The following is a 13022-nucleotide window of genomic DNA, read 5'->3' on the forward strand; positions in this document are numbered from 1 at the left end:
AGGACATGAGTCTCACCGGGACCCCGTTCCTCTACACGCTCGTCGTCCTGTGCGTCGTCGCCGTGGCGCTGCCGCTCGCCCTGTGGTCACGGGTGGGCGGCCCCAGGATCGTGCGGGGCGCCGCCCGGGTGCTGATGGTGCTCTTCGCCCAGGGCACGGCCGTGGCGCTGGTCTTCACGCTGGTCAACAACTCCAACCAGCTGTACGACAACTGGGGCGACCTGCTCGGCACGAGCGACCATGTGCACGAGGCCGCCGACCTCGGGGCGAGCGGCACCGGCGGGATTTCGCTGGAGAAGCTGCCCAGACTCCGGCAGAGCTTCAAGCAGGCCAAGGGCCCGGGCATGCGCGCGGAGGGCGGGGTGCTCGTCACGCACCTCAAGGGCCGGGTGTCCGGAGTGCACGCGGAGGTCAACGTCTGGCTGCCGCCGCAGTACCACCAGCCCGCCTACCGCAACCACAGGTTCCCGGTCGTGGAGGTCCTGCCGGGCTATCCGGGCTCGTCGAAGGCCTGGTACGGCACGATGGACGCGCCCCAGCAGCTCGCGCCGCTGATGCGCAGCGGGCAGATCGAGCCGTTCATCATCGTCTCGCCGCGCACCACCCTGCTGCCCGGCAAGGACACCGGCTGCGCGAACATCCCGGGCAAGGTCAACGCCGACAGCTGGCTCAGCATCGACGTGCCGAAGATGGTCCGGGACAACTTCCGGGCCCAGGCCGCGCCGGACGGCTGGGCGGTGGCCGGGTACTCGGCGGGCGCGCACTGCGCGGCCAAGCTCGCCGTCGCCCACCCCGACCGCTACCGGGCCGCGGTCAGCATGTCCGGCTACAACGACCCCGCCGCGGTGCCCCAGTCGCTGGCCGGCAGGTCCCCGGCGCTGCGGGCCGCGAACAACCCCTACGAACTGCTGAAGGACTCCCGCGTCCCGCCGCGCGTCGCGCTGTATCTGTCCGGTCAGCCGAACGACGGCTACGAGGCCGCCATGGCCCTCCGGCGGATCGCGAAGGCGCCCACCACCGTGAACGTCGTGTTCGTCCCGACCGACGCCGGCGGCCACACCATGGCGCTGTGGAAGCCGCAGGTCGTGCCCGCGTTCCGCTGGCTGAGCGAGGTGATGGGCGACGAGCACCGCACCGGTACGGCGCCCGGGACTACTCCTCTCGCACCGTCGACCGCCGGTTCCAGGCACGCGGAGCTCGCCAGTGGAACCGCATCGCCAGCAGACGCAGCACGAAGGCCGTGACGGCCGCGAGCGTGCTGGTGAGCGGGGTCAGGGCGTCGTAGTGGATGCACAGGACGGTCATCGTGGCGCCGACTATCGCCGGGACCGCGTACAGGTCACGGTCCCAGCGCAGCAGTGAGGGCACCTCGTTGGCCAGGACGTCACGCAGTACACCGCCGCCCACGGCGGTCGCGAGGCCCAGGGCGACCGAGGCGGTGAGGTTGAGGCCGTAGTCGTACGCCTTCGCCGTCCCGGCGACGCAGAACAGGCCGAGGCCCGCCGCGTCGAAGACGTTCACGCCGGTCTGGATGCGCTCCACGTGCGGGTGGAGGAAGAAGACCAGGAGCGCGGCCAGCAGCGGGGTGAGGAAGTACCCAAGGTCCGTGAACGCGGCCGGCGGCACGGCCCCGATGACCACGTCCCGGAACAGCCCGCCGCCCAGCGCCGTGACCTCGGCGAGTACGGCTATGCCGAAGACGTCGAAGTTCTTGCGGACGGCCAGCAGGGCGCCGGAGATCGCGAAGACGAAGATGCCGATCAGGTCGAGCGTGTGCTGGACGGACGGGCTGAACAGTTGCTGGAGCACCCGTACATTCTCACCCAGCACAGAGCCCCCGCCTTACAAAGAAAGGCGGGGGCCCGGCTTGGGTTACTTCTCGCTGGTTTCGGAGGAAGCCTCCCCGGCCTCCTCGGCAGCCGGTGCGTCCTCGGACACGGTCTCCTTGGACACGGCCTCCTCGGACACGGCGTCGTCGGCCTCCGTGGCCGCCACCTCCGCCGCTACCGCCGCGGAAGTGGCCGCCGACTCCGCGAGCACCTCGTCGGCCACCAGCTCCGCCGCCTCCTTGGCCACCGACAGCAGGACGGTCTCCTGCGGCTGCTGGTCCTCGAAGTTCTCGGGGTGGTGGCACGCCACACGCTGGCCGGGCCGCAGTTCCAGCAGCGGCGGCTCGGTGGTCTTGCAGACCTCCGTCGCCTTCCAGCACCGCGTGTGGAAGCGGCAGCCGCTCGGCGGGGAGATCGGCGAGGGCACGTCGCCGCGCAGCAGGATCCGCTCGCTCTTGACGCCACGGCGCTTGGGGTCCGGGATCGGCACCGCAGACATCAGGGCCTTGGTGTACGGGTGCATCGGCGCCGTGTAGAGCGACTCGCGGTCGGCGAGCTCGACGATCTTGCCGAGGTACATCACCGCGATGCGGTCCGAGACGTGCCGTACGACCGACAGGTCGTGCGCGATGATCACGTACGTGAGGCCGAGCTCCTCCTGGAGGTCGTCCAGCAGGTTCACGACCTGCGCCTGGATCGACACGTCCAGGGCGGAGACCGGCTCGTCGGCCACGACCAGCTTCGGGTTGAGCGCGAGGGCGCGCGCGATACCGATGCGCTGACGCTGACCGCCGGAGAACTCGTGCGGGTAGCGGTTGTAGTGCTCGGGGTTCAGGCCGACTACCGACAGCAGCCGCTGGACCTCCTTCTTCACCCCGCCCTCCGGCGAGACGCCCTGGAGCCTGAAGGGAGCGCCGACGATCGTGCCGATGGTGTGCCGCGGGTTCAGCGAGGAGTACGGGTCCTGGAAGATCATCTGCACGTCACGGCGCATCGGGCGCATCTGCCCGACGCCGAGGTGCGTGATGTCCCGGCCCTCGAACTCGACCTTGCCGCCGGTCGGTTCGAGCAGCCTGGTGATCAGCCGGCCCATCGTCGACTTGCCGCAGCCCGACTCGCCGACGACGCCCAGCGTCTCGCCCTTGCGGACCTCGAAGTCGATGCCGTCCACCGCGCGCACCGCGCCGGTCTGCCGCTGGAGCAGCCCCTTGCGGATCGGGAAGTGCTTCTGAAGGCCCTCGACCTTCAGCAGGACCTCGCCGTCGGCGACGCCGGCTTTCGTGAGGTTGTCCTTCTGCGCGGGGATCTTCACCGCTTTTTCGTCGCTCACAGCTTCGGCGCAATCTCTTCGGTCCAGATACGCTCCCGCTGCTCCTGGCCCATGTGGCAGGCGGCCCAGTGTCGCTCGCCGACCTCGGTCAGCTCGGGGCGGACCGTGCGGGTGACGTTGTCCTTCGGGATGTCGGCGTACGGGCAGCGCGGGTTGAAGGCGCAGCCGGACGGGACATTGATCAGCGAGGGCGGGGAGCCCTTGATCGGGATGAGACGCTCGGTGTCCTCGCGGTCCAGGCGCGGCATCGAGCCGAGCAGGCCCCAGGTGTAGGGGTGGCGGGGCTCGGAGAAGACGGATTCGGCGGGGCCGCGCTCCACGGGCCGGCCGCCGTACATCACCAGCAGGTCGTCGGCCATCTCCGCGACGACACCGAGGTCGTGCGTGATCATGATGACCGCGGAGCCGAACTCCTTCTGCAGGTCCCGGATCAGGTCGAGGATCTGCGCCTGCACGGTGACGTCCAGGGCGGTGGTCGGCTCGTCGGCGATGAGCAGCTCGGGGTTGTTCACCAGCGCCATGGCGATCATGGCGCGCTGGCGCATACCGCCGGAGAACTCGTGCGGGAAGCCGTCGACGCGCTTGTTGGGCTCGGGGATGCCCACGCGGTCCAGCATCTCGATGGCCCGCGTGCGGGCCTCCTTCTTGCTGACCTTGTGGTGGACCCGGTACGCCTCGACGATCTGCTGCCCGACCGAGTAGTACGGGTGCATCGCCGACAGCGGGTCCTGGAAGATCATCGCCATCTTGCGGCCGCGCAGCCGGCGTACGTCGTCGGGGTCGGCGGCGATCAGTTCCTGGCCGTCCAGCCAGACTTCGCCGGTGACCTTGGCGTTGGCCGAGCGGTGCAGGCCCATCACGCCGAGCGACGTGACGGACTTGCCGGAGCCGGACTCGCCGACGATGCCCAGGGTCCTGCCCCGCTGCACGTCGAAGCTGACGCCGTCGACGGACTTCACCAGGCCGTCGTCCGTGTTGAAGTGGATACGCAGATCGCGTACCGAAAGGAAGGCGCCGTCCGTGTCGGACGGGGCGGCAGCGGCGGGTTCGCCGAGTGCCGCTTTCTCGAGCTTGCTCACGAGTACCTCACCCGGGGGTCGATGGCGGCGTACACCAGGTCGACGACGAGATTGCAGAAGACGATGAAGAACGCGGCGACCAGGGTCACGCCCATCACGATGGGCAGGTCGTTGTCCTTGATGGACTGGACCGCGTAGGCACCGATGCCCTGCAAGGAGAAGACGGTCTCGGTGAGTACGGCGGAGCCGACGAGGGTGCCGAAGTCCATGCCGAAGATGGTGACGATCGGGGTCAGCGCGGCGCGCAGGCCGTGCTTGGCGACGACCGTGGTCTCCTTGAGGCCCTTGGCCCTTGCCGTTCTGATGTAGTCCTCGCCCATCGTCTCCAGCATGCCCGCCCGGGTGAGTCGGGCGTACAGCGCGGAGAAGAGGAAGGCGAGGCTGACCCAGGGCAGGATCAGATGCCAGGCCCAGTCGGCTGGGTTCTCGGTGAACGGTACGTACTCGATGGCGTCCCAGATGGGGATCTCGTACACGAACAGGGCGTTGAGCACCTGGCCGGTGAAGAAGATCGGGAGGGAGACGCCGGCGAGGGCGATGAACATCGAGATGCGGTCGATGGGCTTGCCCTTGCGCAGCGCCGAGATGACGCCGGTCGTGACACCGAAGATCAGCCAGATCACGGCGGCACCGACGGCCAGCGAGAAGGAGACCGGGATCCGCTCCGTCAGCTGGGGCCACACCTCGACGTGGCTCTTGAAGGAGTAGCCGAAGCAAGGGGCGTCGCAACGGGTGGCGTCGGGACCGAACTTGTAGTCCGCGCCCACCACGAGGCCCTTGATGTAGTCCCAGTACTGGACGGCGATGGGCTGGTCCAGCCCGAGGTTCCGCTTGATGGCGGCGACGGACTCGGGGTTGGCGTCCTTGCCGACATACTGAGTGGCCAGCTGGTCGGCGGTCTGGCCACCGAGCTTTGGCACGAGGAAGAAGATCGCGAAGGTGACTGCGCTGACCACCAGCAGCAACAGCACCGCGCCGAAGACGCGTCGGATGATGTACGCAGCCACAGCTGTACGGCTCCGGACGGCCGGGGCGGGTTGTGCCCGCCCCGGCCATCCGGTGCCTTCACCTGCCTTTCAGGGAATCCGGCCTGACGGCCACTACTTGGTGGAGCTCAGCAGCGTGTAGTCGTACATGCCGAGGTAGGCCTGCGTGACCGTGACGTTGGCCGCGGACTCCGGACGGAACAGCAGGTTCTTGCGGTAGATCAGCGGGACGACGGACGCGTTGTCCATGACCATCTTGTCGATCTCGCCCCAGGCCTTGGTGCGGGCGGCGTCGTCGGTGTTGGCGATCGCGTCCGTGAGGGCCTTGTTGATCTTCGGGTCGTTCAGTTCCATCAGGTTGTTGCCACCGGAAGGCTTGATGGCCGCACCGTTGATGATCTGGTCGAGGAAGCCGTAGCCGGTCGGCCAGTCAGCACCCCACGCCATCGACAGCATGCCGAGCTTGTGCTCGTGGACGTAGCTCGGGACACCGGCGAAGTTCGAGAAGTACTTGCCGGAGGGGAACTGCTTGATCTCGACGTTGATGCCGACCTTCTTCAGCGAGTTCTGCACCGCCGTGGCCGAGGCGACCTCGGCGGGACGGTCGGAACGCGCGGTCAGGATCGTGTCGAAGCCGCTCGGCTTGCCGCAGGCCTTCAGCTCTTCCTTGGCCTTGGCGACGTCACCCTTGTTGCCCTCGGTGGCGTAGGTGTCGAACTTGGTGTAGCCGTTCACCGACGGGGGCAGCAGCGTGGAGGCCACGTCACCCTTCGGCGAGCCGCCGATCGCGTCCTGGACGGACTGCTTGTCCATGGCCCACTGCACGGCCTTGCGGCAGTGCTCGTTGTCGAACGGCTTCACGTTCACGTTCAGCGCGATGTACTGCGTCGCACCGGCGTACGAGGCGTCCGTCTGGGCCACGTTCTTGCCGGTCAGCACCTTCGGCTGGGTCGCCGGCTGGACACCGGTGCCCGCCGCGTCGACCGTGATCTTGTCGGAGAGCAGGTCGTTGTCGACCGTCACCGGGTTGACCTTGAACTTGATCGTGACCTTGTCCGGCAGCGCCTTGCGGATCGGGTCCGTCTTGGCGTCCCAGTTCTTGTTGCGCACGAGGGTGGCGCTGCGGCCCTCCTCGTAGGACTCGAACTGGTACGGGCCGGAGGACACGATGTTCTGGACGTACTTCGCGCCCGTGTCCTTGGCCTGCGGCACCGGAGCCGTCTGCGAGAACGTCGCCAGGTAGTCGAAGTCCGCGAAGGGCTGCTTCAACTTGAAGACGATCGTGCTGTCGTCCGGCGTCTCGATGGACTTGATGCCGTCCGCGGACTTGTCCTTGTAGGGGCCCTTGTACTTGTCGCCGCCCTCAAGGTACGCCTTGAAGTACGTCGGGCCGTTGGACAGCGCCTCGGGCGCGAAGTTGGAACGCTCGATGGCGTACTTCACGTCCTTGGACGTGATCGGCGTGCCGTCCTGGAACTTCACGCCCTGCCGGAGCTTGTACGTCCACGTCTTGGCGTCCGCGCTCGGCTTGCCCAGGCCCTCGGCCAGGTCGGGAACGACCTCGAGGCCCTCCTTGCCGGCGGCCGGCTTGAACGTCGTCAGCGCACGCGCGTAGAGGCGGGAGAAGTTCTGCACCCAGCCGTAGTACGTGTTGCCCGGGTCCAGGGAGTCCGGAACGTCCGAGTGCTCGTACGTGACCGTCCCCCCCTTCTTCGTGGACGCGTTGACGATGGAGGACAGCGCGGCGTCCTTCTTGCCGTTGCCTCCGCCGTTGCCGTCACTGTCGTCCCCGCCACCACATGCGGCAGCACCCAGCGAGAGCGCCAGGACCGACGCGATCGCGGCGGTCACCCTTCTCGTCTTCACCTGAGGAAAGCCCCCTCTATCGATGGATCACTTGCTGCGAGGGTCGAGGGCGTCACGCAGCCCGTCACCCAGCAGGTTGAAGGCCAGGACGGTGATGAAGATCGCCAATCCGGGCACGAACATGTACTGCGGATCTGCGGTGTACAGATCGACAGCGTTGCTGAGCATGCCGCCCCAGGAAGCCTGCGGCGGAGCGATACCGACTCCGAGGAAGCTCAGCGCAGCCTCGAAGAGGATGTTCGTCGGGATGATCAGCGTCGAGTAGACGAGGATCGGCGCGACGAGATTGGGGAGCAGTTCACGGAACAGGATGTACGGCCCGCGGGCGCCGAGGCTCGTGGAGGCCTCGATGAACTCTCGCCGGCGCAGCGTCATCGTCTGCGCGCGCACGATGCGGCCGATGTACGGCCAGCTGAAGAAGCCGATCACGAAGATCAGCACGCAGATGCGGAGCGAAAGGCCGTCGAGTCCGAAGAAACCGTCCTGCACAGAGGCGGAGATCGAGATCGCGAACAGCAGCAGCGGGAACGCCAGGAAGGTGTCCATCAGCCGGCTGATAACGCTGTCGATCCAGCCGCCGTAGTACCCGGCGATGATGCCGAGCACCGTGCCGATGACCACGGACAGGAGCGTGGCGCCTCCCGCGACCAGCAGCGAGACCCAGGAGCCGTCGATGATGCGGGCGAGCATGTCGCGGCCGTACTGGGGGTCGACGCCCAGGGGGTGGTCCCAACTCATTCCGCCCCAGCCGCCCTTGGGGGCGAGCAGGGCCGGGTCGATCAGGTCCTGGTTGAACTTGTTGGGGTCGAGGCCGAAGACCCACTGGATCGGCTTGGAGAGCACAGCCATCAGCACGAGGCAGATGACGACGATGCCGCCGGACATGGCGACCTTGTCCCGCTTGAAGCGCATCCAGGCGATCTGGGAGAGCGAACGCCCCTCGATCTGGCTCTTCTTGACTCCGGAGAGCACGGCCTCGGGCTGCGCTTCGGCCTCCGCTCCCGTTGTCTCGATCGGTGCGGTCACGGTGAGATTGACCCCTCTCGGCCGACGGTTGTCGACCCCCATGGCTGCCGCTGTAGCGGTTGCTTTCTCGTACACAGGACCGACCGGCCCATGTCTTGCGGGGAGTCTTCAACGCTTTGGCGATCTGTTGCCAGAGGTGGCCGGGAAAGTATGCGCAACCGTGATGCTGTCTGGGGGGTTCCGTTATCCGAACAGTGGGTAACGCCCGGCGGACGCGAGTCAGTTGGGGCGTATGAGGGCGGACCGGGACCTTCCGATCACATCTACGCGCGGAGATTTGCCTATGAAACCGCAGTCAATGCCCCTGCGCACCTACGAAGTAGGGAAACCGACTGAACGGTAGGTTAGCGCGTTCGATGATCAGTAACGGCCCTGTGCCGGTGGGTAACCGTAGCCTCCGGCGGGGGCCTGAGCGGGTGCGGCGTGCGCCTCGCGGTCGTAGAACGGACGGGAGCTCGCGCGCATCCACATGGCGATCGGATCGTCCTCGTCGGACATCGCCACGGTCGACACCGGCAGCCCGTCCGGGACCGCGGCGATCGACTGGAGCATCATCGAGCGCACCGAGTCCACCGCGGGCGGGCTGGTGTCGTACACATCGAGGCCGATGGCGAGATACGGCGCACCGAGCGCCGGCTGCACCCAGGCGCGGCGCAGCGAGCGGACGGCCTGGGTCCGGTGGGCGTTCTGCGCGAGCATGGCGTAGAACTGCGGGATCTCGATGGCGGGCTCCGACAGCCGCAGCGGACCGGCGGGCTGGCGGTCCAGGCCCGTGGCGATACGGCGCAGGTCGAGCCAGGGGATGCCGACGCCGCCGCCCGGGGCGTGCGGGTTCAGCCAGAGGCCGTAGTGGTCCGGGTAGAGGGTGCGGGCCACGTCGACGCCGTCGACCACCTCGTAGCTGCGGTTCCAGCCGCTGGCGGAGAGCTCCTGGGCGGAGGTGACGCACGGGGCGTAGCCGTACCCTTCGACCTCCATGTTTCCGTACTGGGCGTCCGGGGACCCGGCATGGCCGTGCCAGAGCAGCATCCAGACCTGGCCGGTGGAAGGGGTGGCGAGGGCCCGCAGGAGGGCCTCGTAGGCGTCGTAGCGCCCGGGCGTCACCTGGCGCAGCATGTGCTCGACCTGCCCGGTCGAGGTTGTGCCGCTCGCGCTCACGATTTACCGCCCCTTCGGGAAACATGGCTTGTGAGCCCCAGCTTAGGCGCTCCGCTGGGAGAGCCGTGGAGAGCTCGGGACTTGAGGTGGGTCTTCTGTCTGCGGGCCGGTGGGGGCTGGTCGCGCAGTTCCTCGCGCCCCCAGGTTCTCAGAGTTCGCGCGTGTAGAAGGGCCGTACCTTCGCGCGCATCCACTCGATCACCGGGTCCTGGGCCACGTCCAGGAGGACCAGGTTGACCTGCCAGGGCAGGGGGGCACGGGTGAGGGCGCGGGCCAGGGCCTCGGTGGGGGCGGCGCGCAGGTCGCCCTCCCAGTGGGAGAGTTCGACGCCTATGAACATCACCGGGGCGGCCGTCTCGATCGTCGCCAGGCAGCGGCGGGCCGTCGCGACCACGCCGGTCGCGGCGAACTCGGCCGACGCCGCGGCGAGGAAGTCGATCGGGTCCTCCTGCCAGTCCGGCTCGTAGAGCTTGACCCGGCCGCCGGAGGTCGGGCCGTCCAGCTGGGTGCGGCCCACCCGGCATAGCTCGGCGACGGCCGCCGGGGGCAGCGGGACGCCGACCACGCCGTCGGGGTTCAGGGCGATGCCCACGTGCGGCGGCAGACCGCGCGCGAACTCCACGGCCGGCGCGACCGTGAACGCCATGTGGGAGCCGACGACCTGCCGGAACTGCTCCTCGGAGCTGAAGACCGGGACATATGCCTGGCCCTCGATCTCCACCGTGGGCAGGTCCAGCGGGCCGCTGTCCGGGCCGCCGCCGTTGGGCAGGGGCACCCAGACGAAGCTGCGGCCCAGCACCTCGACGATCCGGGCGCCCGCCGAGGGCATGCCGAGGGAGGCGGAGAGCACCTCCTCCAGTTCATTGCCGGGCCAGCCTCCATGCGGGTGGAGGTGGGCCCGGGCCGAGAAGTCCGCGGGGAGATCCGCTGGGAAGTCCATCTGTCTGACCGCCTGCTGTGAACCACGTCTGAGGCTCAGAAGGCTAGCCGGTGTCCGCCCCCGCCAGGGCTGCGGGCGGTCAGCCCGTGAAACCGATCCGGCGCAGCACGTCCGCCGCGTCCCGGTCGATCAGCACCGCCGAACCGCAGCCCTGCGGCAGATCGCCCTTCGCCGCCGAGCGCAGCAGCCGGGAGGCCGCCCGGCGGTGCCGCAGGAAGGCGTACCGCGAGACGCCCCGGCCGCGCTCGCGCTGGCCCTCCAGAGCGGTGCCCGGCGTCACGTCGAGCAGCAGCAGGTGCAGGGTGCCGCCCCGACGGCGGGCCGCGCGGGCCAGCCAGCCGCGCACCCAGGCCTGCGTGCCGCAGTCGTGCACGACGACGCCCTCGCCGGAGCGCAGCGCGCGGCGCAGCCCGGCGTAGTGCGCGAGGCGGACCAGGGGGCGGTAGACGGCGTACGGGAGGTAGCCCGGCATCCGGGCGTCCCAGCGGTCCCGGGTGTCCTGGGAGTCGATGCGCAGGCCCTTCACCGTCCGCCGCATCAGCGTCGACTTGCCGCTGCCGGGCATTCCGGTGATGACGACGAGGTCCTCGGGGCCGAAGAGCAGCGCGTGCGGGCTGTGGCCGGAGCGGTCGCGCAGATCGCGGACCACGGGTGCGGGGCACGCGACGTGCGCTTCGACACCGGGTGCCGCGGGCTGCTTGGGCAGCGCGATGCCCGAGGTCGTGGCGTACGCCGTGGTGCGGTCCACCGTCATCGTCCTCCTCCGGGGTCAGGAGTCCCCATCCCCACTGAGCGTAAAGAGAAGGTAATAGAGGATCTCCTCCTTTTCGTTCGCTTCCTGCCACAAGCCGGTTACAGAGATGGCCTGCCCCCGACGGGGTCCGGCATGCAATGATGGCGGCGCCAACTGCATACCGGCCGTTTGAATCCGCGCGGGAGAGTCCCTGGCAGTGCATCGCCGGGGCGCCGAAGGAGCAAGTCCCTCCCTTGAATCTCTCAGGCCCCGTTACCGCGCGGGCGAGGCACATCTGAAAAGCGGGTCGCTGTGTGCACAGCGGCTCCACCCAAGGTGCAAGCCATGATCACCGTCTCCGGGATCATGGCGAACCTCTCAGGTTCCGATGACAGATGGGGAGGAACGACCTCGCCTGTCATGCCTTTGGGAGACAACGGACCGATGAGCAGCACCGAACCCCGTCGTACCGCGCTCGATGCCCTGCATCGCTCGCTCGGCGCCACGATGACCGACTTCGCCGGCTGGGACATGCCCCTGCGCTACGCCTCGGAGCGCGACGAGCACAACGCCGTACGCACCAAGGCCGGCCTGTTCGACCTCTCGCACATGGGCGAGATCACCGTGACCGGCCCGGACGCCGCCCGGCTGCTGAACCACGCCCTCGTCGGCAACATCGCCTCCGTCGGCGTCGGCCGGGCCCGCTACACCATGATCTGCCAGGCCGACGGCGGCATCCTCGACGACCTGATCGTCTACCGGCTCGCCGAGACCGAGTACATGGTCGTCGCCAACGCCTCCAACGCCCAGGTCGTGCTCGACGCCCTGGCGGAACGATCCGCCGGCTTCGACGCCGAGGTCCGCGACGACCGCGACGCCTACGCGCTGCTGGCCGTCCAGGGCCCCGAGTCCCCCGGCATCCTGAAGTCGCTGACCGACGCCGACCTCGACGGCCTGAAGTACTACGCCGGCCTGCCCGGCACGGTCGCCGGCGTCCCCGCCCTCATCGCCCGCACGGGCTACACCGGCGAGGACGGCTTCGAGCTGTTCGTGAAGCCGGAGCACGCCGTGGAGCTGTGGCAGGCGCTCACCAAGGCCGGCGAGGGCGTCGGCCTGGTCCCCTGCGGGCTGTCCTGCCGCGACACGCTGCGCCTGGAGGCCGGCATGCCGCTGTACGGACACGAGCTGACCACCGCCCTCACCCCCTTCGACGCCGGGCTCGGCCGGGTGGTGAAGTTCGAGAAGGAGGGCGACTTCGTCGGGCGCGAGGCGCTGACCGAGGCCGCCGAGCGCGCCGCCCAGAACCCGCCGCGCGTGCTGGTCGGCCTGGTCGCCGAGGGGCGTCGCGTCCCGCGTGCCGGGTACCCGGTCGTCGCCGGCGGCGAGGTCATCGGCGAGGTCACCTCCGGTGCCCCCTCCCCCACCCTGGGCAAGCCCATCGCCATGGCGTACGTCGACGCCGCGCACTCGGCGCCCGGCACCGCCGGGGTCGGCGTGGACATCCGTGGCAGCCACGAGCCCTACGAGGTCGTGGCGCTGCCGTTCTACAAGCGGCAGAAGTAACGCCACAAGAAGAGACTGACAGCGGCAGGCGCGTGACTCTGCGCACATTTCCGCTGATCACGCACGTATCCAGCGGTCCCTCATTCATCACCACTCCCGCGCGTACAGGAGAATTCAGGCCATGAGCAACCCCCAGCAGCTGCGTTACAGCAAGGAGCACGAGTGGCTGTCGACCGCCGAGGACGGCGTCTCGACGGTCGGCATCACCGAGTTCGCGGCCAACGCGCTCGGCGACGTCGTCTACGCCCAGCTCCCCGAGGTCGGCTCGACCGTGACCGCGGGTGACACCTGCGGCGAGCTGGAGTCGACCAAGTCCGTCTCCGACCTGTACTCCCCCGTCACCGGTGAGGTCACCGAGATCAACGAGGACGTGGTGAACGACCCGGCGCTCGTGAACTCCGCCCCCTTCGAGGGTGGCTGGCTGTTCAAGGTACGCATCACGGAGGAGCCGGCCGACCTGCTCTCCGCCGACGAGTACGTCGCCCACACCGCCGGCTGAGGAGTCGTATCCC

12 protein-coding genes and 2 riboswitches are annotated in these 13022 nt (G+C 68.8%); of the genes, 3 read left to right on the forward strand and 9 right to left on the reverse strand.

Annotated elements, in window-relative coordinates:
- The first annotated feature begins 5 nt into the window (after positions 1-5).
- Entirely contained in the window at positions 6-1244 is a 1239-nt protein-coding gene (locus CP983_RS13280) for an alpha/beta hydrolase (protein WP_150499714.1), read from the forward strand.
- On the opposite strand, the gene CP983_RS13285 is transcribed toward CP983_RS13280, so the two are convergent.
- The 9 genes from CP983_RS13285 to CP983_RS13325 all read right to left on the reverse strand — a co-directional run bounded on the left by CP983_RS13285 (position 1153) and on the right by CP983_RS13325 (position 10968).
- Positions 1153-1809: a trimeric intracellular cation channel family protein gene (locus tag CP983_RS13285; protein WP_107902577.1), complete on the reverse strand. Its 657-nt coding sequence runs from the start codon at positions 1807-1809 to the stop codon at positions 1153-1155. The genes CP983_RS13280 and CP983_RS13285 overlap by 92 nt on opposite strands.
- Before the next feature lie 63 nt (positions 1810-1872).
- On the reverse strand, positions 1873-3141 hold the full coding sequence (locus CP983_RS13290) for an ABC transporter ATP-binding protein (RefSeq protein WP_373309900.1): 1269 nt from the start codon (positions 3139-3141) through the stop codon (positions 1873-1875).
- 14 nt (positions 3142-3155) lie between these two features.
- On the reverse strand, positions 3156-4238 hold the full coding sequence (locus tag CP983_RS13295) for an ABC transporter ATP-binding protein (RefSeq protein WP_150499716.1): 1083 nt from the start codon (positions 4236-4238) through the stop codon (positions 3156-3158).
- Complete coding sequence (locus CP983_RS13300) at positions 4235-5245, reverse strand: ABC transporter permease (protein ID WP_107902583.1); 1011 nt, start codon at positions 5243-5245, stop codon at positions 4235-4237. The genes CP983_RS13295 and CP983_RS13300 overlap by 4 nt, the downstream gene beginning before the upstream one ends.
- A gap of 93 nt (positions 5246-5338) precedes the next feature.
- Positions 5339-7090 carry an ABC transporter substrate-binding protein gene (locus tag CP983_RS13305; RefSeq protein WP_107902585.1) on the reverse strand — a complete coding sequence of 584 codons (1752 nt, stop codon included), beginning with the start codon at positions 7088-7090 and terminating at the stop codon, positions 5339-5341.
- Positions 7091-7117: 27 nt separating this feature from the next.
- Positions 7118-8116 (reverse strand): ABC transporter permease, encoded by a 999-nt coding sequence (locus tag CP983_RS13310; RefSeq protein WP_107905167.1) that lies wholly within the window; start codon positions 8114-8116, stop codon positions 7118-7120.
- A 360-nt stretch (positions 8117-8476) separates the two neighbouring features.
- Positions 8477-9274 carry an enhanced serine sensitivity protein SseB C-terminal domain-containing protein gene (locus CP983_RS13315; RefSeq protein ID WP_107902587.1) on the reverse strand — a complete coding sequence of 266 codons (798 nt, stop codon included), beginning with the start codon at positions 9272-9274 and terminating at the stop codon, positions 8477-8479.
- A 148-nt stretch (positions 9275-9422) separates the two neighbouring features.
- Complete coding sequence (locus CP983_RS13320) at positions 9423-10214, reverse strand: enhanced serine sensitivity protein SseB (protein ID WP_150499717.1); 792 nt, start codon at positions 10212-10214, stop codon at positions 9423-9425.
- A 79-nt stretch (positions 10215-10293) separates the two neighbouring features.
- Positions 10294-10968, reverse strand: coding sequence for an AAA family ATPase (locus CP983_RS13325; RefSeq protein WP_167537698.1), 675 nt, complete (start codon positions 10966-10968; stop codon positions 10294-10296).
- A 169-nt stretch (positions 10969-11137) separates the two neighbouring features.
- Positions 11138-11236, forward strand: a riboswitch (glycine riboswitch).
- Positions 11237-11352: riboswitch (glycine riboswitch) on the forward strand.
- Between the two features lie 39 nt (positions 11353-11391).
- On the opposite strand from CP983_RS13325, the gene gcvT reads away from it, so the two are divergent.
- Positions 11392-12510, forward strand: a complete 1119-nt coding sequence (gcvT, locus tag CP983_RS13330; protein WP_150499718.1) for a glycine cleavage system aminomethyltransferase GcvT — start codon at positions 11392-11394, stop codon at positions 12508-12510.
- A 121-nt stretch (positions 12511-12631) separates the two neighbouring features.
- Positions 12632-13009 (forward strand): glycine cleavage system protein GcvH, encoded by a 378-nt coding sequence (gene gcvH, locus CP983_RS13335; protein WP_107902594.1) that lies wholly within the window; start codon positions 12632-12634, stop codon positions 13007-13009.
- The last annotated feature ends 13 nt before the right edge of the window (positions 13010-13022 follow it).

The organism is Streptomyces chartreusis, assembly GCF_008704715.1.
In the GTDB taxonomy this organism is placed as follows: Bacteria; Actinomycetota; Actinomycetes; order Streptomycetales; family Streptomycetaceae; genus Streptomyces; species Streptomyces chartreusis.

What these genes read in the sequence shown, in the direction of transcription:
- gcvH (WP_107902594.1), top strand. Translation starts at nt 12,632, where the DNA reads ATGAGCAACCCCCAGCAGCTGCGTTACAGCAAGGAGCACGAGTGGCTG.
- CP983_RS13280 (WP_150499714.1), top strand. Translation starts at nt 6, where the DNA reads ATGAGTCTCACCGGGACCCCGTTCCTCTACACGCTCGTCGTCCTGTGC.
- CP983_RS13320 (WP_150499717.1), bottom strand. Translation starts at nt 10,214, where the DNA reads ATGGACTTCCCAGCGGATCTCCCCGCGGACTTCTCGGCCCGGGCCCAC.
- CP983_RS13325 (WP_167537698.1), bottom strand. Translation starts at nt 10,968, where the DNA reads ATGACGGTGGACCGCACCACGGCGTACGCCACGACCTCGGGCATCGCG.
- gcvT (WP_150499718.1), top strand. Translation starts at nt 11,392, where the DNA reads ATGAGCAGCACCGAACCCCGTCGTACCGCGCTCGATGCCCTGCATCGC.